At 74.0% G+C, this 23,285-nt stretch carries 17 protein-coding genes; 10 read left to right on the top strand and 7 right to left on the bottom strand.

Annotated elements, in window-relative coordinates; translation table 11 throughout:
- Positions 1-143: 143 nt before the first annotated feature.
- The 5 genes from ACIQ1J_RS19710 to ACIQ1J_RS19690 all read left to right on the top strand — a co-directional run bounded on the left by ACIQ1J_RS19710 (position 144) and on the right by ACIQ1J_RS19690 (position 7,109).
- Positions 144-968, top strand: a complete 825-nt coding sequence (locus ACIQ1J_RS19710) for an IclR family transcriptional regulator (RefSeq protein WP_403558181.1) — start codon at positions 144-146, stop codon at positions 966-968.
- A 260-nt stretch (positions 969-1,228) separates the two neighbouring features.
- The gene (locus ACIQ1J_RS19705; protein WP_403558179.1) at positions 1,229-2,314 is read left to right on the top strand and encodes an S-(hydroxymethyl)mycothiol dehydrogenase; all 1,086 of its coding nucleotides are present in this window, start codon (positions 1,229-1,231) and stop codon (positions 2,312-2,314) included.
- Positions 2,311-4,764 (top strand): FAD-dependent oxidoreductase, encoded by a 2,454-nt coding sequence (locus ACIQ1J_RS19700; RefSeq protein ID WP_403558177.1) that lies wholly within the window; start codon positions 2,311-2,313, stop codon positions 4,762-4,764. Before ACIQ1J_RS19705 ends, ACIQ1J_RS19700 begins: the two co-directional genes overlap by 4 nt.
- A gap of 21 nt (positions 4,765-4,785) precedes the next feature.
- Positions 4,786-5,955 (top strand): N-methyl-L-tryptophan oxidase, encoded by a 1,170-nt coding sequence (gene solA / locus ACIQ1J_RS19695; protein ID WP_403558175.1) that lies wholly within the window; start codon positions 4,786-4,788, stop codon positions 5,953-5,955.
- Positions 5,952-7,109: an aromatic ring-hydroxylating dioxygenase subunit alpha gene (locus ACIQ1J_RS19690; protein WP_403558173.1), complete on the top strand. Its 1,158-nt coding sequence runs from the start codon at positions 5,952-5,954 to the stop codon at positions 7,107-7,109. The genes solA and ACIQ1J_RS19690 overlap by 4 nt, the downstream gene beginning before the upstream one ends.
- A 1-nt stretch (position 7,110) precedes the next feature.
- Here ACIQ1J_RS19690 and ACIQ1J_RS19685 read toward each other — a convergent pair whose 3' ends face one another.
- From ACIQ1J_RS19685 to ACIQ1J_RS19670, 4 genes are all read right to left on the bottom strand, one after another.
- A complete protein-coding gene (locus ACIQ1J_RS19685; protein WP_403558171.1) occupies positions 7,111-11,781 on the bottom strand; it encodes a hypothetical protein in 4,671 nt (1,556 codons plus the stop codon).
- Between the two features lie 54 nt (positions 11,782-11,835).
- Positions 11,836-12,717 (bottom strand): hypothetical protein, encoded by an 882-nt coding sequence (locus ACIQ1J_RS19680; protein ID WP_403558169.1) that lies wholly within the window; start codon positions 12,715-12,717, stop codon positions 11,836-11,838.
- Positions 12,718-12,802: 85 nt separating this feature from the next.
- Positions 12,803-14,329, bottom strand: coding sequence for a hypothetical protein (locus ACIQ1J_RS19675; protein WP_403558167.1), 1,527 nt, complete (start codon positions 14,327-14,329; stop codon positions 12,803-12,805).
- Between the two features lie 150 nt (positions 14,330-14,479).
- On the bottom strand, positions 14,480-15,226 hold the full coding sequence (locus ACIQ1J_RS19670; RefSeq protein WP_403558165.1) for a GntR family transcriptional regulator: 747 nt from the start codon (positions 15,224-15,226) through the stop codon (positions 14,480-14,482).
- A gap of 175 nt (positions 15,227-15,401) precedes the next feature.
- Here ACIQ1J_RS19670 and ACIQ1J_RS19665 point away from each other — a divergent pair, with 175 nt between their 5' ends.
- From ACIQ1J_RS19665 to ACIQ1J_RS19645, 5 genes are read left to right on the top strand one after another with little or no spacing between them, the layout of a single operon-like run.
- Positions 15,402-16,724, top strand: coding sequence for an MFS transporter (locus tag ACIQ1J_RS19665; protein WP_403558163.1), 1,323 nt, complete (start codon positions 15,402-15,404; stop codon positions 16,722-16,724).
- Positions 16,721-17,554, top strand: a complete 834-nt coding sequence (locus ACIQ1J_RS19660) for a putative hydro-lyase (RefSeq protein WP_403558161.1) — start codon at positions 16,721-16,723, stop codon at positions 17,552-17,554. The genes ACIQ1J_RS19665 and ACIQ1J_RS19660 overlap by 4 nt, the downstream gene beginning before the upstream one ends.
- Before the next feature lie 46 nt (positions 17,555-17,600).
- Positions 17,601-18,359 (top strand): LamB/YcsF family protein, encoded by a 759-nt coding sequence (locus tag ACIQ1J_RS19655; protein ID WP_403558159.1) that lies wholly within the window; start codon positions 17,601-17,603, stop codon positions 18,357-18,359.
- A complete protein-coding gene (locus ACIQ1J_RS19650; RefSeq protein WP_403558157.1) occupies positions 18,356-18,994 on the top strand; it encodes an allophanate hydrolase subunit 1 in 639 nt (212 codons plus the stop codon). Before ACIQ1J_RS19655 ends, ACIQ1J_RS19650 begins: the two co-directional genes overlap by 4 nt.
- The gene (locus ACIQ1J_RS19645) at positions 18,991-19,860 is read left to right on the top strand and encodes a biotin-dependent carboxyltransferase family protein (protein WP_210961394.1); all 870 of its coding nucleotides are present in this window, start codon (positions 18,991-18,993) and stop codon (positions 19,858-19,860) included. Before ACIQ1J_RS19650 ends, ACIQ1J_RS19645 begins: the two co-directional genes overlap by 4 nt.
- Positions 19,861-20,137: 277 nt before the next feature.
- On the opposite strand, the gene ACIQ1J_RS19640 is transcribed toward ACIQ1J_RS19645, so the two are convergent.
- The 3 genes from ACIQ1J_RS19640 to ACIQ1J_RS19630 are packed head-to-tail and all read right to left on the bottom strand — an operon-like array spanning position 20,138 to position 23,267.
- Positions 20,138-20,986, bottom strand: a complete 849-nt coding sequence (locus ACIQ1J_RS19640) for an SGNH/GDSL hydrolase family protein (RefSeq protein WP_403558155.1) — start codon at positions 20,984-20,986, stop codon at positions 20,138-20,140.
- The gene (locus ACIQ1J_RS19635) at positions 20,983-22,143 is read right to left on the bottom strand and encodes a glycosyltransferase (protein ID WP_403558153.1); all 1,161 of its coding nucleotides are present in this window, start codon (positions 22,141-22,143) and stop codon (positions 20,983-20,985) included. The genes ACIQ1J_RS19640 and ACIQ1J_RS19635 overlap by 4 nt, the downstream gene beginning before the upstream one ends.
- Entirely contained in the window at positions 22,140-23,267 is a 1,128-nt protein-coding gene (locus tag ACIQ1J_RS19630) for a glycosyltransferase family 1 protein (protein WP_210961397.1), read from the bottom strand. The genes ACIQ1J_RS19635 and ACIQ1J_RS19630 overlap by 4 nt, the downstream gene beginning before the upstream one ends.
- Positions 23,268-23,285: the final 18 nt, after the last annotated feature.

Raw genomic sequence — 23,285 nt, 5'->3', positions numbered from 1 at the left:
ATCCGGACACTTCGGTAACATGATGTTTCACATGGCGCACTGGAGAGCGCTATGCGCAACAGAATCCGGGCGGGCGCCCGTGGCGTCAAGGGCTTCCCGCAGATGCGGTCCGGACGGGGCCGCCAGGTGGTGAGAGTTGAGCCATGACCCGCACACAGAAGCAGCCCGACCATGGTGAGGACCGCGTGGGGAACAAGCAGGTGGGCAGAGGGGCGGCGAGCGGCGTGCAGTCGGTGGACCGGGCCGTGAGCGTGCTGGAGATCCTCGCCCGGCACGGCGAGGCGGGCGTCACCGAGATCGCCGACGAACTGGACGTGCACAAGTCCACCGCCTTCCGGCTCCTCGGCGTGCTGGAGAACCGCGGCCTGGTGGCACAGGAGAAGGAGCGGGGCAAGTACTACCTGGGTGCCGGCGTACTGCGCCTCGCGGGGGCGGCGGCAGTGCGCCTGGACATCTCGCAGGAGGGCGTGCCCGTCTGCCGCGAACTCGCCGATGAACTCGGCGAGACGTCGAACATCGCGGTGCTGGACGACGACGCGGCGGTCAACGTGATGCAGGCCCGCGGCACCGCCTCCGTGACGGCACAGAACTGGCTCGGCCGGCGCACCCCGCTGCACGCCACCGCCAGCGGCAAGGTGCTCCTCGCCCACCTGCCGACCACGCTGCGCGAGGGCCTGCTGGCCCGCCCGCTGCACCGGTTCACCGAGCACACGGTCACCGGCGCGGCGGTGCTGCGCGGCGAGCTGGAGACCGTGGCCGAGCAGGGCTACGCGATCACCCAGGAGGAGCTGGAGATCGGGCTCGCGGCCGTGGCGGCACCCGTCCGTTCCCACGACGGCAAGGTGATCGCCTCGATCAGCGTCTCGGGTCCGGTGTACCGGCTGACGCCGGAGCGGCTGCCCGACCTGGCGAAGCGCACGCTGGCGGCGGGCGTCGAGCTGTCCCGCCGTATGGGCTACGGCTGCTGACCCGGAGCCGGGCGGCACGGCACGGCACGGCACAGGACGGGGCGGGACGGGACGAACCAGCGGCACGGGACCGGAGGAATCCGACTGGATTTCTCCGGTCCCGTGCCGTTGCGCGTCCGGCTGGTTTCGGCCCCCGCGCCTCCCCTCGCTCCTTTTGCCAAGGGTTAACCCGTACCTCTTGACGGCCACTCGACGGCGTTCTCACTATGTTCCCTATAGCGCAACCCGTCGTGCCATGCGCAACAGCAGAGGAGCTTGTCGTGCCACACGAGGTCCGTGCCGTAGTCGCTGTGAAGAAGGGCGCACCGGTCGAGGTGCAGACGATCGTCGTCCCGGACCCGGGACCGGGCGAGGTTCTCGTCGCGGTACAGGCCTGCGGGGTCTGCCACACGGACCTGCACTACCGAGAGGGCGCGATCACGGACGACTTCCCTTTCGTGCTCGGCCATGAGGCGGCCGGCACCATCGAGGCGGTCGGTGAGGGAGTCGCCGATCTCCAGCAGGGCGACTACGTGGTGCTGGCCTGGCGGGCGCCCTGTGGCGGCTGCCGTTCCTGCCGACGCGGCCGCCCCTGGTACTGCTTCGACTCCCGCAACGCCGCACAGTCGATGACACTGCTGAACGGCACTCCGCTGACCAGCGCGCTCGGCATCGGCGCCTTCGCCGAGAAGACGCTGGTCGCGGCGGGCCAGGCGGTGAAGGTCGACCCGGCCGCGCGCCCCGAGGCGGCCGGCCTGATCGGCTGTGGCGTGATGGCCGGTTACGGCGCCGCCGTCAACACGGGCGACGTGGGCCGTGGCGACTCGGTCGCCGTCATCGGCTGCGGCGGCGTCGGCAACGCGGCGATCGCGGGTGCCGCCCTGAACGGCGCCATGAAGATCATCGCCGTCGACATCGACGGCAGAAAACTGGACCGGGCGGAGCGGTTCGGCGCCACCCACACCGTCGACTCCCGTGGCACGGACCCCGTCGAGGCGGTCCGCGCCCTCACCGACGGCCACGGCGTGGACATCGCGATCGACGCGGTGGGGCACCCGGAGACCTTCCGCCAGGCCTTCTACATGCGCGACCACGCGGGCGTGCTGGTCCAGGTCGGCGTGCCCACGCCGGAGACGGTGGTCGAACTGCCGCTCATCGACGTGTTCTCGCGCGGCGGCGCGATCAAGTCGTCCTGGTACGGCGACTGCCTGCCGAGCCGTGACTTCCCGTTCCTCATCGACCAGTACCTGTACGGGCTGCTGGACCTGGGGGCCTTCGTCTCGGAGACGACCTCGCTGGACCGGGTGGAGGAGGCGTTCGCCAAGATGCACCGCGGCGAGGTACTGCGCTCGGTGGTGGTCCTGTGAGCGCCCCCGGCACCCGCCCTTCCCCTCGCGTGGTCGTCATCGGCGCCGGCATAGTCGGCTGCTCACTCGCCGACGAACTGACCGCCCGCGGCTGGAACGACGTCACCGTCCTCGAACAGGGCCCGCTGCCCGCCCCCGGCGGCTCGACCTCGCACGCGCCCGGCCTCGTCTTCCGGACCAGCCCGTCCAAGACGCTCACGGCGTTCGCCCAGTACACCGTCGAGAAGTTCACCTCCCTCGAATCGGACGGCGTGTCCTGCTTCCAGCCGGTCGGCGGCCTGGAGCTGGCCACCACCCCGCAACGCCTCGCCGACCTGCACCGCAGGGCCGGTTACGCCACGGCATGGGGTGTGCGCGGCGAGATCGTCGACGCCGCCCGGTGCAAGGAACTCTGGCCGCTGCTCGACGCCTCGGTGGTGCTCGGCGGCTTCCACACCCCCGGGGACGGCCTGGCCCGCGCCCTGCACGCGTCCCGGGCCCAGCTGGACCGCGCCACCGCGCGAGGCGCCCGCTTCCTGGACCGGCACACCGTCACCGGCATCGAGCGGCGGGACGGCAGGGTCACGGGGGTCGTCACGGACCGGGGCACGTTCCCCGCCGACCACGTGGTCTCCGCGGCCGGCTTCTGGGGCCCGGTCGTCGGCCGCATGGCCGGTGTCGACGTCCCCCTGCAACCGCTCGCCCACCAGTACGCGCGGACCGGACCGCTCCGGGACCTGAACGGCGCCACCGCCGAGGCCTCGAAGCCAATCCTCCGCTTCCAGGACCGCGACCTGTACTTCCGGGAGCACACCGACCGCCTGGGCATCGGCTCCTACGCCCACCGTCCGCTGCCCGTGGACCCGTTCGCCGTCCCCGCCTACGACGAGGCCCGCGTCCGGAACATGGAGATGCCCTCGTCCTACCCCTTCACCCCGGACGACTGGGCGCCGAGCTGGGAGGACTGCCGCCGGCTGATGCCCGCCCTGGGCGAGGCGGAGATCGAGTCGGGCTTCAACGGAGTCTTCTCCTTCACCCCGGACGGCATGCCCGTCCTCGGCGAGTCCCGCGCGCTGCGCGGCTTCTGGCTGGCGGAGGCCGTCTGGGTCACCCACTCGGCCGGGGTCGCCAAGGCCGTCGCCGAGTGGATGGTGAACGGGCGGCCGTCGCTCGACGTGCACGAGTGCGACCTCACGCGTTTCGAGGAGTCGCAGCGTTCACCGGCGTACATCCGTGAGCGCGGTTCACAGCAGTTCGCGGAGGTGTACGACGTCCTCCACCCCCTCCAGCCGATGGAGCGTCCACGCCCGCTCAGGGTCAGCCCCTTCCACTCCCGGCAGGAACGGCTCGGCGCGTACTTCCTGGAGGGCGGCGGCTGGGAACGCCCGCACTGGTACGAGGCCAACTCCGAACTCGTCAGGAGCGTGACGCTTCCCGACCGCGACGACTGGTCGGCCCGCCACTGGTCCCCGATCGCGGCCGCCGAGGCGCGGGCGACGCGCGAGAGGGTCGCCCTGTACGACATGACCCCGCTGCGCCGCCTGGAGGTCACCGGCCCCGGAGCCCTCGACTTCCTCGACCGCATGACCACCAACAACCTCCGCAAGAAGCCGGGCGCGGTCACCTACACGCTCCTCCTCGACGACACCGGAGGCATCCGCTCCGACCTCACCGTCGCCCGCCTCGCCCCCGACCGCTTCCAGGTCGGCGCCAACTCCCCCGCCGACCTCGACCACCTCCTGCGCCACGCGCCCGACGGAGTGCACGTCCGGGACATCACCTCCGGCACCTGCTGCGTCGGCGTGTGGGGCCCGCTCGCCCGCGACCTCGTCCAGCCGCTGGCCCCGGACGACTTCTCGCACGAGGCGTTCGGCTACTTCCGCGCCAGGGAGACGTACGTCGGCCACGTCCCGGTCACGGCCATGCGCCTGAGCTACGTCGGTGAACTCGGCTGGGAGCTGTACACCACCGCCGACCTGGGGCTGAGACTCTGGGACACGCTCTGGGCGGCGGGCCGGGAACTCGGCGTGGTCGCGGCCGGACGATCCGCCTTCAACTCCCTGCGCCTGGAGAAGGGTTACCGGGCCTGGGGTACCGACATGACCGACGAGCACGACCCGTACGAGGCGGGCGTCGGCTTCGCGGTCCGCATGGACAAGGCGGACTTCGTCGGCAGGGCCGCGCTGGCACGCGCGGGCGAACCGGCCCGGCGCCTCACGCCCCTCCTCCTCGACGACCCGGCCGCCGTGGTCCTCGGCAAGGAACCGGTCCACGTGGACGGCACACCCGCCGGTTACGTGACCAGTGCCGCGTACGGCTACACGCTCGGCCGCTGCGTCGCGTACGCCTGGCTCCCGGCCGGTCTGGCCGCCGGCACCGGTGTGCACGTGGAGTACTTCGGCGAGAAGGTGCCCGCCACAGTCGCCGACGAGCCGCTGTTCGACCCGAAGATGACCCGCATCCGCCGCTAGGACGGCCCCAGGAGGCTCCCGATGTCCCCCACCTACGACGTGATCGTCATCGGCCTCGGCGGCATGGGCAGCGCCGCCGCGCACCACCTCTCCGCGCGGGGCGCCCGGGTGCTGGGCCTGGAGAAGTTCGGCCCGGTGCACAACCGGGGCTCCAGCCACGGCGGTTCCCGGGTCACCCGGCAGTCCTACTTCGAGGATCCGGCGTACGTGCCTCTCCTCCTGCGTGCCTACGAGCTGTACGAGGACCTGGAGCGGGCCACCGGCCGGGACGTCGCCGTCCTGTGCGGCGGGGTGATGGTCGGCCGGCCCGACTCGCGGACCGTCTCGGGCTCGCTTCGCTCGGCACGCGAGTGGGACCTGCCCCACGAGATGCTGGACGCCCGGGAGATCCGCCGCCGTTTCCCGACACTCACCCCGGCGGACGACGAAGTCGCGCTGTACGAGGCCAAGGCCGGTCTCCTGCGCCCCGAGAACACCGTCGCCGCCCACCTCCAGCTCGCCACCCGGCAGGGCGCCGACCTGCACTTCGACGAGCCGATGACGCGCTGGGAGCCGTACCGGGACGGCGTCCGGGTGCACACCGCCGAGAACACCTACACCGCCTCCCGGCTGGTGATCTGCCCGGGCGCCTGGGCACCGCGGCTGCTGGCGGACCTTGGCGTGCCTTTCACGGTCGAACGGCAGGTCATGTACTGGTTCCAGCCGAAGCACGGCACTCCTCCCTTCCTCCCCGGCAGCCAGCCGGTCTACGTCTGGGAGGACGCGGCCGGCGTCCAGGTGTACGGCTTCCCGGCCATCGACGGCCCCGGCATGGGTGCCAAGGTCGCCTTCTTCCGCAAGGGGCGGGCCACCACCCCGGAGACCATCGACCGGACGGTGTACGACCACGAGGTCGAGGCGATGGCCGACCACATGTCCAGCCGCATCCCGGATCTGCCCGGGACCTTCCTCAAGGCCGCGACCTGCATGTACACCACCACAGCGGACGAACACTTCGTCATCGCCCGGCACCCCGCGCACCCCGACTCGACCATCGTGGCCTGCGGTTTCTCCGGGCACGGCTTCAAGTTCGTGCCCGTCGTCGGGGAGATCCTCGCCGACCTGGCCCTGACCGGCAGCACCGCCCACCCCATCGGTCTTTTCGACCCGGCCCGACTCGCCGCCGCGCCCGTCCCAGGAGCACTCACGTGACGACGACCCCCCTGTCCCCCTCGTCCCCCAGCCTCATCGCGACCCTGCCGGGCACCTACTACACCGACCCGGAGGTCTTCCGTCAGGAGCAGCGGCACGTCTTCGAGGCGACGTGGTTCTGTGCCGTCCGCGGCGCCGACCTGGACCGGCCCGGCGCCTTCCGCACCGTTCAGGTCGGCCGGGAGAGCGTCCTCGTCACCCGTACCCGAGCGGGTGGACTGCGGGCCTTCCTCAACATCTGCCGGCATCGCGGGGCACGGCTGTGCACGCAGGAGTCCGGGCAGGTGCGCCGCGGCCTCCAGTGTCCGTACCACGCGTGGACGTACGACCTCGACGGCAGGCTGGTGGCCGCGCCCAACCTGACGAAGATGCCGGACGTCGACCGTTCCGCGTACGGCCTGGTCGGGGTCGCCCTGCGCGAGTGGCTCGGCTACGCCTGGGTGTGCCTGGCCGACACGCCACCCTCCTTCGAGGAGACCGTGATGGGGGCGGCCGTCGAACGGCTCGGCGACGCGGCCGCGATCGAGCGGTACGGGACGGAGCGGCTGGCGCTGGGCCGGCGAATGACCTATGACGTGCGCGCCAACTGGAAGCTGATCGTCGAGAACTTCATGGAGTGCTACCACTGCGCGACCATCCATCCCGAACTCACGGACGTGCTGCCGGAGTTCGCCGACGGCTACGCGGCCCAGTACTACGTGGGCCACGGCGCCGAGTTCGGCGAGGGGGTGAAGGGCTTCACAGTGGACGGCAGTGAGGGCTTCGGCAGGCTGCCCGAAGTGGCGAACGACCAGGACCGCCGCTACTACGCCGTCACCGTCAAGCCGACGGTCTTCGTCAATCTGGTACCGGACCATGTGATCCTGCACCGCATGTTCCCGCTCGCCGAGGACCGCACGGTCGTCGAGTGCGACTGGCTGTACGCACCGGACGTCGTGGCCTCGGGAGCGGATCTGTCCCGGTCCGTGGAGCTGTTCCACCGGGTCAACACACAGGACTTCGCGGCCTGCGAGCGGACCCAGCCGGCGATGTCCTCCCGGGCCTACCGAGCGGGCGGTGTTCTGGTGCCGACCGAGCACCACATCGGGATCTTCCACGAGTGGCTGTTGGAACGGCTCGGTGGCCCTGGCTCCGGTGCTGCCGGCTCCCCCTAGGCTAGGCGGGTGACTGTGCGGGGCGCTTGTACATGCGCGTCGCCGTGATCTCGCTGTGCACCGCTTCTCCCTCGCCCTCACCGGCCGGGACCGGCTGGGGCAATCCCGGCCGCAGGTGTTCCTCCACGCTGATGTACTTGAGGCCGGCCCTGAGATCGGCGTCGTTGCGCAGCCGGATGACCAGCGGGAACTCGGCGAGCGCGGTCGTGTCGAACAGGCCGGTGGTGTACAGGAGCTGGACGCCGAGTGCGTCGGACACGGCCCGCTGGAGCTCCAGCAGGTAGGTGGCGTTCGCGCGCCCGATGGGGTTGTCGAGGAACAGGGTGCCGGCGTGGCGGTGCCGGTCGCGGCCCCGGTCGTTGCTGCGGAGCGCGGCCATCGTGCAGTACAGGGCGATGGCCGCGGTGAGCAGCTGGCCGCCGGAGAAGACGTCGCCCATCTGGCCGACGGGGACGCGCTCGGCGCGCAGTACGGCGTCGGGCTTGAGGATCTCGACGGCGACGCCCTTGGGCGTCAGGGCGGCGGCGACGCCGCGCAGCAGCAGGGACATGCCGTCGCGGCGCAGGTCGGAGTTCTTCCTGACAGCCGCTCGGGTGGCCTCGTCGACGACCTCGCCGAGCCGCTCGGTGAGCGTGGCCTGGTCGGGTTCCTCGAAGCGGATGCGCAGGAACTCCTGCCCCGACCATTCACCGAGGCCCTCCGGCAGCCGGGAGAGCCGCTGGGCGGACCGCAGGGTGGCGAGGGCCGACTCGACGAGGCCGCGCAGCCGGTCCACGATCGAGTCGCGGTTGCGCTCCAGCTGGGCCAGTTCGTCGGTCAGGACGCGGAGGCGGGGCGCGAAGGCGTCCGCCCACTTGCCCGCGTGCTCGGGCAGCGCGGAGGCGGGCAGCTCGCGGATCTGCTGGCGGGCGGGGGTGCGTACCTGCTCGTAGCGCGTGGAGTTGGCGTGCCGGACGAGGATGTCGCTCGCCTCTCGTACGGCGGCCTCGGCGGCGGACAGGTCGGCGGCGCAGCCGCGCAGGGAGCGGCGGGCCTCGGCGGCGGACTGGCGGGCCTCCTCCAGAGTGCCCGGGTAGGGCTCGGGCTCCTCCCGCTCCTCCTCGGGGGCGTGTTCGCGCAGCAGGTCGCGGAGCATGGCGGCGATCTCGTCGAATCCGCCGGCCGCGTCCTCGGCGGCGCGGTGCGTGTCGAGCAGTTCGGCGTGGGCCTCGCGGGCCTGGGTCAGTGCCTCGGTGCGCGAGGCGAGTTCGGCGGTCGCCGTGCGCAGCAGGGTCTGGGCGTGTTCGGCGTCGCGCGGCAGGAGTTCCTCGGGGAGTTCGGTGTGGGCGGCGCCGTCCTCGGGCGCGAGCCGTTCGGCCTCGCCGCGCAGCCGGCCGAGCTGTTCGCTCGCGCTCGACATACGGGTCTCCAGCAGCTGCACCAGTTCCTCGGCGCGGGCGGTGGCGGCCTGCCGGGACGGCCCGTCGGAGCCGTCGGGCGACTCCAGCAGCTGCCCGGCCCGAGTGCGGACCTTGTTGCTGAGCCGGTCCAGGTCGGCGCGGGCCGCGCTCTCGTCGCTCTCCGCGCGGGCCTGCTCGGCGCGCAGGTCGGCGCCGACGCCGACCTTCTCGTAGAGCTGGGAGGCGGCGCGGTAGGCCTCGCGGAGAGCGGGCAGGGACTCCTTCGGCGCGTCCGTGCCGTCGTCCGGTGCGTCCTGCGGTACGTCGTCGGGAGCGCCGGCGATCTCGGAGCGCTCGGCGCGCAGCGTGCGGGCGGTGCGGCGGGCGTCGTCGGCGGTCCGCTGGGCGGCGCGGCGGTCCTCGTCGGCGGCGCGGGCGCGCTCCAGGCAGGCCTGGGCGCGGGCCTCGGCCTCGGCTCCCTCGTCGGCCAGTTCGCGGAGCCTGGCCTGCCAGCCGGCGCGCTCGCGCAGCCGGAAGGCGAGTCCGGCGAGGGCGTCGGCGGCGCGGCGGGCCTTCTGCGCGGCCTCCTGCCGCTCGTCCCGCATCCGTACGGCCTCGGCGGCGCTCTCGTCGGCCTCGGCCCGCGCGGTTCGCGCCTCGGTCAACTCGGCCTCGGCCTCCTCGGCGAAGGCGCGCGCCTCCCCCGCGGTCCGTGCCAGCTCGGCGAGGCGACCGGCGGGGCAGCCGGTGCGCCAGGAGGCGAGCCGGGCCGCCAGCTCCCGGTCCTTGCCGAGCCGGGCGGCGAGGGAGCGGATCTCCTCGTCCCGCTCCGTCGCCCGTGCGCGCAGCGCGTGCCGCTCCTCGTCGGCGGCGTGCTCGTCGTGCATGGCGGGGTTCGGCGGTACGAGGAATACATCGCCGGTGCCGGTGTCGGAGTCCGGCGCCGGGGTGGGCGCGAGCAGGGCGGCGGCCGTGCCCACGGCGACGGCGGAGCGCGGCAGCAGGGCCGCGTCACCGAGGACGTCCCGGGCGCGGGCGTGCGAGTCGGGGTCGGTGATGATCACGCCGTCGACCAGTTCGGGACGGGCGGCCAGCACGCGCGCGTGGTCGGCGGGGTCGACGGCCTGGGCGAGGTAGCGCCAGCCGGGCAGGGCCGGGATGCCGTGCTCGCCGAGGAACTCCACGGTGGCCAGTACGTCCGGGCCGGGCGGCAGCAGCCCGCCGTCGCCGAGGGCGCCGAGGATGCGGGAGTCGTCGGCGGCGGCGGTGCGCAGCTCGAACAGCTGGCGCTCGGCGGAGGAGACGGTGCCGTCGAGCAGCTCGCGCAGCTCGTCGGCGAAGCGGTCGAGTTCCTCGGGGGTCAGCGCCCCTTCCGAGGCCCTGGGGGCGGTGGTCCGGGAGTCGCGGTCCGCGTCCTGGCGGGGCTGGGGGATGCCCGGGCGGGTCTCGGCGGCCAGGCCGAGCAGTTCGGCGAGCCGTTCCTCGGCCGTCAGGGCCTCGGCCGTGCGATGCTCGGCCTCGTAGGCACGCTCGGCCGCGGTGGCCGCGTCCGCCGCGCGGGCCGCCGTCAGTTCGGCGCGGCTCTCCGCGGCGGCGGCCTCGCGCGCGTGCTCCGTGGACCGGCGGGCCGCCTCACGGGCGGTGTCCCAGGCCGCGACGGTCGTCTTCTCGGCGTCGCTGGCCGCGAGGGCGGCGCGGGCGGGGTTGGCGTCGGGCGTGCTGTCGTCGAGCCAGCCGGCGCGGACCGCCTCGGCGGTCTCCTGCTCGACCTCGGTGAGGCGCTGGCGCAGGTGCCCGGCCTCGCTGCGGGCGCGCTGCGCCTCGGTGGCGGCGGTGGTGGAGTCCCGGTGGGCGGCGTCGCTGACCTCTTGGAGGGAGGCGGACCGCTCCTCCTCCTCGTTGGCGTGGTGCTCGGCCTTCCCGGCCGCCGCGTGCAGGGCGCGGACGAGTTCGACGGCGGCCTTGGCGCGGGCGGCGAGCGCGGGGGCCGCGTCCCGCTCGGCCTCCTGGATGGCGGCGGACACGCGGGCGACGCGGTCGGCGGCGGCGCGGTGGCGCAGCACGGCCTCGGCGGCCTGCCAGGCGGAGTGCAGGGTGCGCGCGTCGGCGAGTTCGCGCTTCTGCGCGGCGGCCGACTTCTCGGCTCCGGTCAGGGCCAGTGAGGCGTGCCGGTAGGCGAGTTCGGCGGCGATGACGGAACTGCGGTCCCGGGCCGACTCGGCGTGCGTGACGGCGTAGGCGGCGGCGGTGACCCGCTGGGCGAGATCGCCGGCCCGGACCCGCTCCCTGGTGCCGCGGGCGGAGAGCCGGCGGGCCAGGGTCCTGGTCCGGCGTTCGGCGGCGGTGTGGATGTCCCGCGCGCGGGTGCGGGCGTCGGCGGCCTCGACGATCCGGCCGAGGAGGTCGACGGACCCGGCGGTGAAGTCGCGTTCGGCGATCAGCTCGGCGCGCCGGCCGAGCTTGTTGCCGAACCCGCTGACCAGGTCGGCGAGTCCGTCGGTGTCGCGGGTGTCGGTGACGGCGCGCAGCAGCAGGTCGGTGAAGTCGGAGTCCTTCTTGACCGCGAAGAGGCCGGCCGCCTCGCCCTCGTCGGCGTTCATCTCGCGCTGGTAGCGGAAGAGTTCGGGGTCGAGGCCGAGGTCGCCGAGGTGCTCGATCCAGCGGTCGTGGATCTCCTCCCAGTGCACCTCCAGGTGCGGGTAGGCCTTGCCGGCCTCGGTGATGGCGTCCCGGAAGCCCTTCATGGTGCGGCGCCGGCCCTGCGCGCCGGAGACGCCCTCGACCGACGGGCGTACGGCGGTGGCCTCGGCGACGGGCAGGTTGTCCAGGGTCATTCCGGGGCCCGGACGGAAGGAGTACCAGGCCTCGGCGAACTTCCGCGGGTCGCCCGAGACCTGGCGGCCACGCCACTCGCTGGCCTTGCCCACGACGACGCACTCGCCGGTCCGCACGTGCTGCCACTCCAGCGCCACGTGTCCGCAGTCGTCGGCGAGCAGGAACTTGCGCAGCACGCCGGAGCTGGCGCCGCCCAGGGTGTTGCGATGGCCCGGCAGCATCACCGAGAAGATCAGCTTGAGCAGGACGGACTTGCCGCCGCCGTTCTCCAGGAAGAGCACGCCGGCCGGCGCGGGCCGGCGCGGCGGGCCGACGGGCTCCTCCTCGAAGAACTCCGCCTGCGCGGGCGCGGGATCGGGCACGGGCTCGCCCACACCGCGCAGGTCAAGCACGGTGTCGGCGTAGCGCGCACCGGCGGGTCCGATGGAGTAGAGGCGGACCCGGGACAGCTCGTACATGGCGGACTCTCGTAAGTCTTCGTGAAAGTGGGGGTGTGGGGGGCGTAAGCGGTGTCAGGAGGAGTGGAACGGCAGTCCGGCGTCGGCGGCCAGTTCCAGGTCCTCCGTCTCGTCGGCGGGCAGCAGGGTCGCCGTGCCGTCGGTCACCGGGACGACTCCCAGGTCCAGCAACTCGGCCATGGCGGCGCTGCCCGCCATGTCGCGCACCTGGAGCTGGTAGCGGGCCGTCGTGCGGTAGGTGCCGCCGTTGTCGTCGCCGGTGCGCTGGAGGAATCCGGACTCGGTGAGGAAGGCGGCGGCCTTGCCGACGATGCCGGTGGTGGAGCCGGGGAGTCTGCGCGCGTCCTTGGTGGCGCCGGTCGCGCTGCGTCTGACCCAGATCCGCCAGGCCGACTCCAGGCCCGGGGCGTCGGAGGCCGGGTCGGTGTTCTCGCCCTGTTCCTCCGCCCGCTCCTCCAGTCGTCGGCAGGCCTGGCGGACGAAGGCGTCCACTCCGTTGACGGTGACGCGGCCGATGTAGCCGTCGTCGGCGAGGTCTTCGGGGCGCGGGTAGGCCATGGCGGCTACGGCGAGGTGGGCCAGTCCGTGCAGGAAGCGGTCGCCGGCGTCGGTGGCGGCACGGCGCGCGTAGTCGCCCATGCGGACGGCGAACACCGAGTCCTCGGCGGCGGTCACGGCCATTCCCGCGCGCGGGGACACTTCCAGGACGATCAGCCCGAGGCCGGCCGCCACGGCGTCGGCGAGCCGGGCGAAGGGCGGGTCCTCTCGGTAGCGGCGCAGCAGGTCGGCGTACTCCTGGTCGCGCGCGGGCAGCAGCTTGGGCTGGAGGCCGAAGGCGACGAGCCGCGCCGCGTCGGCGGCGTCGGCGGGCGTGACGGCCGCGGTGGCCGGCGCGGCACCCGCCTCCGGTTCGCTCCGGTCGACGTGCTCGGTCACGGTCGGTACTCCTTGCTCTGCTGGTGCTGGTGCTGGTGCTGGTGCTTTCGCTGCTGGTGCTCGGGGGCGAGGTCGTGGGAGCCGGTCATGCCGCCTCGGTGCGGTCCGCTGCCATCCCGGCCGCGTCCAGCAGTGCCGTGCCGACGACGAGGTCGGCGCCGCCGAACTCGGGGTCGTCCAGTTCGGTGCCGTCGTCCACGGCGAACAGGAGCTTCGGTTCGCCCTGGCGGTATGCGGTGCCGACGGGCGGGCTGGCCGCATGGACGGCGAGCAGCGCGACGAGGTACGGCAGCTCGGGGTCCTGGGCACGGGCGTCGGCGAGCAGCCCGGACAGCCGGCGCGGGGCGTCGTGCGGCAGGTCGAGCAGCTCCATGGCCGCCGCGAGCTGCTCCTCGCTGAAGCGGCTGTCGTCCGGGGTGGCGATCAGGTCGGGTTCCGGCATCTCGGCGCCCAGGTGCTCCCGCTCCACGGGCGGGGTCAGGAGTATGTCGACGAGGTCCCCGACCCGGACGGAGACGGGCGTGCGCATACCGGTGCCGCGGGCGAAGAAGGCGTCGGTGACGCGGAGCGCCCGCTCCAGGGGCAACGGCAGGACGGGGGCCACGAGATGGCCGTACAGGTCCAGGCCCGAGGTGGTCAGGGGGGTGGCGAAGGCCTGCCGGTCCTGTTCGGCGCGGAAGAGCGGGCCTGCCTCCAGGAGGCGGGACTGGAGCTGGGTGTGGCGGCGGATGCAGTCCTTGACGATGTCGACGAGCTCGGCGGCGCGGCGCTTGTGCTCGAGGTCCTCGGACTCGTCGCGCGCCTTGCGGATGTTGGTGAGGATCGCGTTCTCGTGGCGGTACCGGTCGGCGACGTGGTCGAGTGCCTCGGCGATCATGTCGGGGACGGCGCTCAGCCAGTCCACCGCGCGGACGTTGCGCCGGGTGGCGTCCAGGGCCCTGCGGAGGGTCTCCGAGTACTGCACGGTCCGGTACCGGGCCTGCTCGGCGGCGAGCTGGGCGTCGGCGAGCCGACCGCGGCTGATCAGCACCTCCAGCTTGACCTCGGCGGCGATCTGGGCGCTGGTGACGTCGGTGTCCAGGGCGCCGACGAGGACGTTGACCGCCTCGTCGGTGGTGCGCAGGTAGACGGTGCCACCGGGGCCGGGGACCTCCTCCAGCAGTTTGAAGTCGTAGTCGCGGCGCACATAGGTGCCGTCCGGCCCGAAGGTGCCGTACACCGCGCGGAAGCCTCGGTCGACGCTGCCGACGTTGATCAGGTTCTCCAGGACCCAGCGGGCCACCCGCTCGTGCTCGGCGGCGGGCCGGGCCGGGGCCTGGGCCGCGACGCGTGGGATCAGCCGGGCCACTATCTGGTCGTGGTCGGCGCCCGTGTCGAAGTCCATGTTCAGCGTGACGAGGTCGATGGCGGAGAGGGCGACCTCCGCCATGCCGTACACCGAGTACTCGCCCGCGAGGTTGGCCTTGCGTGCGTCGAGGTCGTGCAGCGGCGCCGTGCAGGCGAGCGCGCGCAGCCGCCGCGCCAGCCCCTCGTCGGCGGCCGGGCCCGGGGCAGGGCGCGGCCCAGCGCTGAGCTGGGGCGGAACGCTGTCCGTCGATGCAGGCGAAGTCACGGTGCACAGACTAGGTCCTCGGTCTGACAACGACCCAAACGACGCAGATGGGCCCCGACGCGACAGGCTCCTGGGGCGGCCCGCCCCGGTTCGCGGTCCCGCCCGCGGTGGCCCAGTGCGTGTCGTCTGGATCCTGCCGGGGTCGCCGGGTCAGTCGCGAGGCACCGTTGCCCGGGGCCGGCCGGATCCGGACGACACTCCCTGTCCCTCGTCGCCGACCCGCCGCAGGTAGACCTCCACGACGCGCTTCAGGGAGTTCTCGAGGTAGACCGCGAGCAGCCGCTCGGCCGTCTCCCGCTCGCCCGTCTCCAGGGCCGCGAGGATCTCCGCGTTCCGTGCGATGTACGGCTCGTGCAGGCGCCTCGGGTCGTCCACGACATGGAAGGCGAGGCGCAGTTCGGCGAAGACGCTGCGCATCAGCTCGTCGGTGCGTTCGCTGCCGGCGAGGGCCACCAGTTCCCGGTGGAAGTGGATGTTGGCCGTACCCACGGCTTTCCAGTCACCCTCGCGGGCCGACCGGCGCCCGTCCTCGACGGCCCCGGCAAGTCCCTCCAGGCCGTACGGCGGCTCCCCGAGGCCCCGGACGACGGCGCATTCGACGAGGGCGCGGGTGCGGTAGATGTCCTCGACGTCCTCGACGGTCAGGACCCGGACGAAGACACCGCGGTTCAGCTCGTGGATGAGCAGGCGTTCGTGGGTGAGCAGCCGGAACGACTCGCGCAGTGTGTTCCGGGAGACGCCGAGCGCGCCGCCGATGCCGTCCTCCGACAGGCGGGTCCCGGGCGGGAAGTAACCCTCGGCGATCCGGCTCCTGAGAATGTCCGAGACCCGCTCGGCGGTGCTGGTCCGCCCGAGGAGGGCGCGGTCGTCGGCCAGTCCCGTCAACTGCTCTGCCATGCCCGGAATTCAATCGCAGATACCAGAACGAAACAACACGAGTATTGAGGGATCGTTGAACGATCCCCTACGGTGCCATGAAGTGACGACACGGCGCCCCGCTCCCCCACCCGCGCCGCCGCACGACCGGCTCACCCTCGACAAGCACCCTCCGTCCTCCCACTGCGAGGTGCCCATGAGCACAACCCCTCCGCCGCAGGCCCCACCCGCCGAGACCCGTCCCACCGGCACGGGCGGGAACACCTCGGACAACGGCCCGTTCGGCTGGCTGCGCGCCCTCGGCCCGCGGGGTCGCCGCGCCTTCGGCGGCGCGTTCGGCGGCTACGCGCTCGACTCGTACGACTACTTCACGCTGCCGCTGACCATGGTCGCGCTGGCCGCGTACTTCGGCCTGGACAGCGGTCAGACCGGTCTGCTCACGACGGTCACGCTGGTCGTCTCGGCGATCGGCGGCGCCCTCGCGGGCGTCCTGGCGGACCGCGTCGGCCGGGTCAAGGCCCTGCTGCTCACCGTGATCACCTACGCCGTTTTCACGGTGGCCTGCGGTTTCGCGCCCAACTACGAGACGCTGCTGGTCTTCCGCGCCTTGCAGGGCCTGGGCTTCGGCGGCGAGTGGGCGGTCGGCGCGATCCTGGTCGCCGAGTACGCGAGCGCCAAGCACCGGGGCCGTACCCTCGGCGCGATCCAGAGCTCCTGGGCCGTGGGCTGGGCGCTCGCCGTGGTCGTGTACACGCTGGTGTTCTCGCTGGTCGGCGATGATCTGGCGTGGCGCGTGATGTTCTGGACCGGCGCGCTGCCCGCGCTGCTCGTGGTCTGGGTGCGGCGCAGCGTCCACGACGCGCCCAAGGCCGCCGAGGCCCGCGGGAAGGGTGCGGGGAAGGGTTCGTTCGCGGCGATCTTCAAGCCGGGTACGGCCGACTCGCCGGGCCTGCTGCGCGTCACGCTCTGGGCGAGCCTGCTCTCCACCGGCGTCCAGGGCGGCTACTACACCCTCGCCACCTGGGTGCCGACGTATCTGAAGGACGAGCGCGACCTGTCGGTCGTCGGCACCGGCGGCTACCTGACCTTCCTCATCTCGGGCGCCTTCATCGGCTACCTCACCGGCGGCTACCTCACCGACCGGCTGGGCCGCAAACGCAACATCTGGCTCTTCGCGCTGCTGTCGGCGCTGTGCATCCTGGCGTACGCGAACATCCCCAGCGGCGCCAACACCCTGCTCCTGGTGCTCGGTTTCCCGCTCGGCTTCTGCATGTCGGCGATCTTCAGCGGCTTCGGCTCGTACCTGAGCGAGCTGTACCCGACGGCGGTACGCGGTGCCGGCCAGGGCTTCACGTACAACACCGGACGCGCCGTGGGCGCCGTGTTCCCGACCACGGTCGGCTTCCTGGCCGACAGCTGGGGCGTGGGCGGCGCGCTGGTCTTCGGCGCCATCGGCTACGGCATCGCGGCGCTGGCTCTGCTGGGGCTGCCCGAGACACGCGGAAGGGAACTGGCATGAAGCACTCGCACCACGTGTCGGGGGACCGGCCGATCGCCCTCGTCGACGAGCACGCGCGCGCGTGGAGCCCGGCAGCGGCGCGCTCCCGCTTCCGGGAAGGGCTCGCCGGCCCCACGGCCGGAGTCGCGGCCGGCCACACCCAGGCCAACCTGATCTCGGTGCCCGCCGACTGGGCGTACGACGTGCTGCTGTTCTGCACCCGCAACCCGAAGCCCTGTCCGGTGCTGGACGTCACGGACGCCGGGTCCTGGACCACCGCGCTCGCCGACGGCGCCGACCTGCGCACCGATCTGCCGCGCTACCGGGTGTGGCGGGACGGCGAACTGGTGGACGAACCGACGGACGTACGCGCGCACTGGCGGGACGACCTGGTGTCGTTCCTGATCGGCTGCAGCTTCACCTTCGAGTGGGCGCTGACCGCGGCCGGCGTCCCGATCCGCCACGTCGAGCAGGGGCGCAACGTCCCGATGTACGTCACCGGATGGCAGTGCCGTCCGGCCGGGCGGCTGCGCGGGCCGATGGTGGTGTCCATGCGTCCGGTGCCGCCCGCCCACCTCTCGGCGGCGATCCGCGAGACCGGTCTGCTCCCCGCCGTGCACGGCGGCCCGGTGCACTGCGGGGACCCGTCGGCGCTCGGCATCGACGGCCTGGACCGGCCGGACTTCGGCGACCCGGTGGACGCCGGGCCGGACGACATCCCGGTGTTCTGGGCGTGCGGGGTGACCCCGCAGGCGGCGGTCATGGCCTCGCGGCCGCCCTTCGCCCTCACCCACGCACCGGGGCAGATGTTCCTCACCGACGCACGGGACGAGCAGTACCGCGTGGCCTGATGCCGGGATGTCCCGACACAGGCCGGAAACCGGAGACACTGGAGACATGACCTCGATCGACCTCAACGCCGACCTCGGCGAGGGTTTCGGCCGCTGGCGGCTCACCGACGACGCGGGCCTGCTCTCGGTCGTCACCAGCGCCAACGTGGCCTGCGGCTTCCACGCCGGGGATCCGGTCACCATGCGGCGGGTGTGCGAGCTGGCGGCCGAGCGGGGCGTGACGATCGGCGCCCAGGTCTCCTACCGGGACCTGGCGGGTTTCGGGCGGCGCGCGATGGACGTGCCGCCCGCCGAGCTGGCGGCCGAGGTGGCCTACCAGGTCGGCGCCCTGGAGGTGTTCGCGCGCGCGGCCGGCACCCGCGTGGCGTACGTCAAGCCGCACGGCGCCCTGTACAACCGGGTGGTGCGGGACGCGGAGCAGGGCGCGGCGGTCGTCGACGGCGTGCTCCTCGCGGGTGGCGCGCTGCCCGTACTGGGGCTGCCCGGCTCACGCCTGCTGGAGCTGGCGGGCCGGGCCGGGCTGCCGGTCGTCCCGGAGGCGTTCGCCGACCGCGCGTACACCGACGAGGGCACGCTCGTGCCGCGCGGGCAGGAGGGCGCCGTGGTCGCCGATCCGGACGCCGTCGTGGAGCGCTCGGTGGGCCTGGCCGTCTCCGGCACGGTCACCGCCCGCTCCGGAGCACGCGTCGAGGTCCGGGCCCGCTCCCTGTGCGTGCACGGTGACACGCCCGGCGCGGTGGAACTGGCCCGCCGGGTCCGGCAGCGGCTGGAGGCGTCGGGCGTCCGCGTGGAGGCCTTCGCATGAACGTCCTGCCGGTCGGCGACGACGCCCTGCTCGTCGAGGTCTCCTCGGGCGACGAGGCGGAGGCACTGCACGCGGAGTTGCTGCGGCGCCGCGCGGAGGGCACCCTCGCCGCCCGGGAGATCGTCCCCGCGGCCCGCACCGTCCTCCTCGACGGCCTCACCGACCCGGCCCGGCTGGCGTCCGAACTGGCCGCCGCCGAGGTGCCGTCCGCTCCCCCGCGCGCGGGACACGTGGTCGAGATCCCGGTCCGCTACGACGGCCTGGACCTGGCCGACGTCGCCGCGCACTGGGGTGTGGCGGAGGACGAGGTGGGCCGCATCCACGCGGGTACGGAGTTCCACGTCGCCTTCTGCGGGTTCGCGCCCGGTTTCGGCTACCTCACCGGTCTGCCCGCGCGCTACGACGTCCCGCGCCGGGACACTCCGCGCACGGCCGTCCCGGCCGGTTCGGTGGCGCTGGCGGGTCCGTACACCGGCGTGTATCCGCGTTCGTCGCCGGGCGGCTGGCAGTTGATCGGCACCACGGACGCCGTGCTGTGGGACCACACACGCGTGCCCGCGGCGCTGCTGTCGCCGGGCACGCGCGTGCGGTTCGTCGCCCGTGGACGCCTGCCCGAGCGTCAGGGGGGTGCATGACGGGCCGTGCGCTCGCCGTCGTCCGGGCCGGGGCCCTGACCACCGTGCAGGACCGGGGCCGCCCCGGACACGCGCACCTCGGCGTCCCCCGCTCCGGGGCGCTCGACGCGCCCGCGGCGGCGCTGGTGCTCCGGCTGGTCGGCTGCCCGCCCGACGCCGCCGTCCTGGAGACCACGCTCACCGGCTGCGCCGTGCGTCCGCGTTGCGCGGTGACGGTGGCGGTCGGCGGCGCCCCCTGCGCCGTCACGGTGGACGGACGGCCGGTGCCCTGGGGTGCGCCGGTCGACGTGCCGGCCGGCGCGCTGCTGAACGTCGGAGCGGCCGACTCCGGCGTCCGCAGCTATGTGGCCGTCTCCGGTGGCGTCCTGGTCGAGCCGGTCCTCGGCAGCCGCTCCACCGACCTGCTGTCCGGCCTCGGGCCGCCGCCCCTCACGGACGGCACGGTGCTGCCCCTGGGGCGGCCGCGCGGGCAGCACGCGCGCGTGGACGTCGCCCCGCAGCCGGCGCCCCCCTCGGAGCTGGTCCTGCGGGTGACGCCGGGCCCGCGCGCCGACTGGTTCACTCCGGAGGCGGTACGGACGTTCACCTCGCGCGCGTACCGGGTTTCGCCCGCGAGCAACCGCATCGGGCTGCGCGTGGACGGACCGGCACTGCAACGCGCCCGCCCGGGCGAACTCCCCAGTGAGGGCATGGTGCTGGGCGCCGTTCAGGTGCCGCCCGACGGCAGGCCGGTCGTGTTCCTGGCCGACCATCCGACGACCGGCGGCTACCCGGTGATCGGCGTCGTCCGCACCGCCGACCTCCCGGCGGCGGCCCAGACGCCGCCGGGGACTCCGGTGCGCTTCGTCGCCGTCCACAGGCACTGACCGGCGGCACCACGGCACCGCGACACCACGGCACCACGGCACCGCCCTCGGGCGCTCCGGGGCCCGACACCAGTGCTGCCGGTCCGGCGTACTGCCGTGCGCGAGCACCGACGCCGTACGACGACGGCGGGGCGCCCACGCCCGGGGGAGGTCTGTGGTCCGCGTCTGTGGTCCGCACCGGGGCACCTCCGTGGTCCGCACTCCGAGGCACCGCTGTGGTCGGCGCTCCGTCCGCGGCGCCGCACGACCGTGCCGGCGTGCGCCGGGGCGCCGCCGGTCACGCCGCCTCCGGCCGCTCCGTCGACGACAGCGCCGCGAGCGCGGCGGAGACCGCGGCGGACGTACGCAGATCGAGCCGGGCGCTCGTCCCACGCGCGTGGTGGCGCAGTTCGTCGGCGGCCAGCGTCAGCAGTTGGGGCAGCAGGTCCGTACAGCGCCGGGCCACCCAGCCGGTGCCGGCCGTGGCCAGCCACCACAGGCGCGCCGACCTGGTGGGAGCGGGGAACCCGTTCTCGGGCGAGGGCGCGGGCCCGGTGGCGTGCCCGCGCTCGGCGAGCAGGGCGTGGAAGCGCAGGGCCAGCTGCCTGTGGCCCCGCTCGCCGGGGTGCAGCCGGTCCGCGCTCCACATCGCGCGGTCCGTGGTCCAGTCGCCCTCGCTCGCGTGCAGGTGGACGGCCCCGTACCGGTCGGACAGGGCGTGCACGACGGCGTTGACCGCCCGTTGCCGCCGGGCCAGCGGGCGGGCCAGCGCTCCCGGCAGCCCGAGCATCGCCCCGGGATCCGGCAGGCACGCCGTGAGCAGCAGCGCGCCCTGTCCGGTGAAGGCGGCGTACACCGTGTCCAGCCGGGCGGCGACGGCTCCGAGGTCGAAGGAGCAGCGCAGGGTGTCGTTGACGCCGACGACGACGGATGCGACGTCGGGGCGCAGGGCGAGACCCGCGGGCAGTTGCCGCTCGGCGACGTCCCGGGCCTGCGCCCCGCTGAGGGCGAGGTTGGTGAACTCCGCGGGCTCCTCGGCGAGCCCGGCGGCGAGCAGCGCGGCCCAGCCGCGCCACCCGTCGCGCACCGGGTCCCCCACGCCCTCGGTCAGCGAGTCCCCCAGGGCCACGAACCGGACGCGTCTCATGACACGGCCTCCGGCAGCACGGGAAGCGCGGGGGCCGTAGCGTCGTGCGCGGCCAGGAACGCCCCGACCGCCGTGTCCCAGCCGAAATACTCAGCACGCGCGCGTGCCGCCTCCCGCCGGTCCGCCTCCCGGCGTCCGAGAAGCAGGTCCACGGCGTCCGCGAAGGCCTCCCCGTGGTCGGCGGCGACGGCCCCGGCGGAGCCGATCACCTCCGGCAGCGCCGAGGACGCGCTGGCCACCACGGGCGTGCCGCAGGCCATGGCCTCGAGCGCGGCGAGTCCGAAGGTCTCGGCCGGTCCGGGAGCCAGGCACACGTCGGCGGACGCCTGGAGCGTGCCGAGCAGCCCGCGGTCGGCGACGTGGCCGAGGAAGGTCACCGGCAGCCCGCGCTCCCGCGCCCGCTGTTCGAGCCGCGGGCGCAACGGCCCGTCCCCGGCGACCACGAGCACCGCCCGCTCGCCGCGCCGGAGCAGCGCCGCCAGCGCGTCGAGCGCCGTGCCCGGCCGCTTCTCCACGGACAGCCGGCAGCACATCACCAGCAGCGTCTCGTCCACGCGCGCGTGGCGGGCGCGCAGCCCCGGATCGCGCAGTGCCGGGTGCCGCCCGGCCAGGTCGACGCCCAGCGGAGCCCGTACGACGTTGCGGGCCCCGATGCGGACGAACTCCCGCTCGGCGAACTCCGTGGTGCACACCACGCGCGCGTACGTGTGCGCCGTGCGGGTGTTCAGGGCGTCGGCGGTGCGCCGGGCCGCCTCTTCGGGCAGGCCCCAGGTGCGCAGCACACCGTCGGTGGTCTCGTGGGAGACCATCACGGCGGGGATCCTGGCCCGCCGTGCCCACTTGCCGGTCCAGCGCAGCGTGGTCCGGTCGGAGACCTCCAGCCGGTCGGGCGCCAGCTCCTCCAGCAGCGCCGCCACACGCCGCCTGCCGGTCAGGACGCGGTAGCCGCCGGTGCCCGGCAGCCGCGGTCCCGGGAGGGTGATCACCCGTCCCTGTTCGGTCTCCCGGTCGTCGGCGTGCTCGCCGGGGACGACGAGGACGGGGTCGTGTCCGGCCGCGCGGAAGCCCTTGCCCAACTCGCGCAGCGCGGTGCGCAGGCCGCCGGACGCGGGCGCGACGAAGTTGGCGAGCCGGACGATTCGCAGTGCGCCGCTCATGCCGCCAGCACCGCCTTCCGGGTGGCGAGTACGTCCGTGTAGTGGCCGATCAGCCGGTCGCCGACGGCTGCCCAGGTGCGCCCCTCGACGGCAGCCCGCCCGGCCGCGCCGTACGCGGCCCGCAGCGCGGGGTCGGCGGTCAGCGACCACACCGCGTCCCGTACGGCTGCCGCGTCGCGCGGCGGCACGAGCAGCCCGGTGCGCCCATGGGTGACGAGGTCCAGCGGTCCGCCCGCGGCGGGCGCGACCACGGGCACGCCGCTCGCCATGGCCTCCTGCACGGTCTGGCAGAACGTCTCGAAGGGGCCGGTGTGCGCGAAGACGTCCAGCGAGGCGAAGAGCCGGGCGAGATCGTCGCCGGTACGGCGGCCGAGGAAGAGCGCGCCCGGCAGCGCCTGTTCCAGGCCGGGCCGGCTGGGCCCGTCGCCGACGACCACGACGCGCACGCCGTCCAGGCCGCAGACGCCGGCGAGCAGCTCCACCTGCTTCTCGGGGGCGAGCCGGCCGACGTAGCCGACGATCAGTTCACCGTTGGGGGCCAGTTCGCGGCGCAGCGCCTCGTCGCGCCGGTCGGGCCGGAAGCGGACGGTGTCCACCCCGCGTGGCCAGAGCGAGACCCGGGGCACACCGTGCGCCTGGAGGTCGCGCAGCGCCGCGCCGGACGGGGCGAGAGTGAGGTCGGCGGCGGAGTGCACGGAGCGGATGCGCCGCCAGGCGGCCGCCTCGCCCGCCCCCATGTACGTACGGGCGTATCCGGCGAGGTCGGTCTGGTAGACGGCCACGGCGGGGACGCCGAGCCGGGCGGCGGCGGCCATGCCCCGGACGCCGAGGACGAAGGGGCTGGCCAGGTGGACGAGGTCGGCGCGGTGCTCGGCGATCGCGGCGGCCACGCGCCGGCTGGGGAGAGCGACGCGTACCTGGGGGTAGCCGGGGAGCGGGAGGGAGGGAATCCGGACGAGGGGGCACGCGGCGGAGGTGTCCGCCTCAGTGCCCGGAGCGGTGGCCGGGGCGACGACGACGCAGTCGTGACCGCGGTCGACGAGGTGCCGGGCGGTCTGGAGCGCGCAGTGGGCGACGCCGTTCACATCGGGGGGAAAGGATTCGGTCACGATGACGACACGCATACCGGTGTTGTCGCCGGA

Source organism: Streptomyces sp. NPDC097107 (assembly GCF_044762405.1).
Classification (GTDB): Bacteria; Actinomycetota; Actinomycetes; order Streptomycetales; family Streptomycetaceae; genus Streptomyces; species Streptomyces thinghirensis.
Note: the sequence above shows the minus strand (reverse complement) of the source record. Positions and strands in the feature narration are given on the sequence as shown.

Bases quoted from the DNA above. Each gene is read 5' to 3' on its own strand.
- ACIQ1J_RS19710 (WP_403558181.1), top strand. From the start codon at position 144: ATGACCCGCACACAGAAGCAGCCCGACCATGGTGAGGACCGCGTGGGG.
- solA (WP_403558175.1), top strand. From the start codon at position 4,786: ATGTCCCCCACCTACGACGTGATCGTCATCGGCCTCGGCGGCATGGGC.
- ACIQ1J_RS19685 (WP_403558171.1), bottom strand. From the start codon at position 11,781: ATGTACGAGCTGTCCCGGGTCCGCCTCTACTCCATCGGACCCGCCGGT.
- ACIQ1J_RS19670 (WP_403558165.1), bottom strand. From the start codon at position 15,226: ATGGCAGAGCAGTTGACGGGACTGGCCGACGACCGCGCCCTCCTCGGG.
- ACIQ1J_RS19665 (WP_403558163.1), top strand. From the start codon at position 15,402: ATGAGCACAACCCCTCCGCCGCAGGCCCCACCCGCCGAGACCCGTCCC.
- ACIQ1J_RS19660 (WP_403558161.1), top strand. From the start codon at position 16,721: ATGAAGCACTCGCACCACGTGTCGGGGGACCGGCCGATCGCCCTCGTC.
- ACIQ1J_RS19655 (WP_403558159.1), top strand. From the start codon at position 17,601: ATGACCTCGATCGACCTCAACGCCGACCTCGGCGAGGGTTTCGGCCGC.
- ACIQ1J_RS19650 (WP_403558157.1), top strand. From the start codon at position 18,356: ATGAACGTCCTGCCGGTCGGCGACGACGCCCTGCTCGTCGAGGTCTCC.
- ACIQ1J_RS19645 (WP_210961394.1), top strand. From the start codon at position 18,991: ATGACGGGCCGTGCGCTCGCCGTCGTCCGGGCCGGGGCCCTGACCACC.
- ACIQ1J_RS19640 (WP_403558155.1), bottom strand. From the start codon at position 20,986: ATGAGACGCGTCCGGTTCGTGGCCCTGGGGGACTCGCTGACCGAGGGC.
- ACIQ1J_RS19635 (WP_403558153.1), bottom strand. From the start codon at position 22,143: ATGAGCGGCGCACTGCGAATCGTCCGGCTCGCCAACTTCGTCGCGCCC.
- ACIQ1J_RS19630 (WP_210961397.1), bottom strand. From the start codon at position 23,267: ATGCGTGTCGTCATCGTGACCGAATCCTTTCCCCCCGATGTGAACGGC.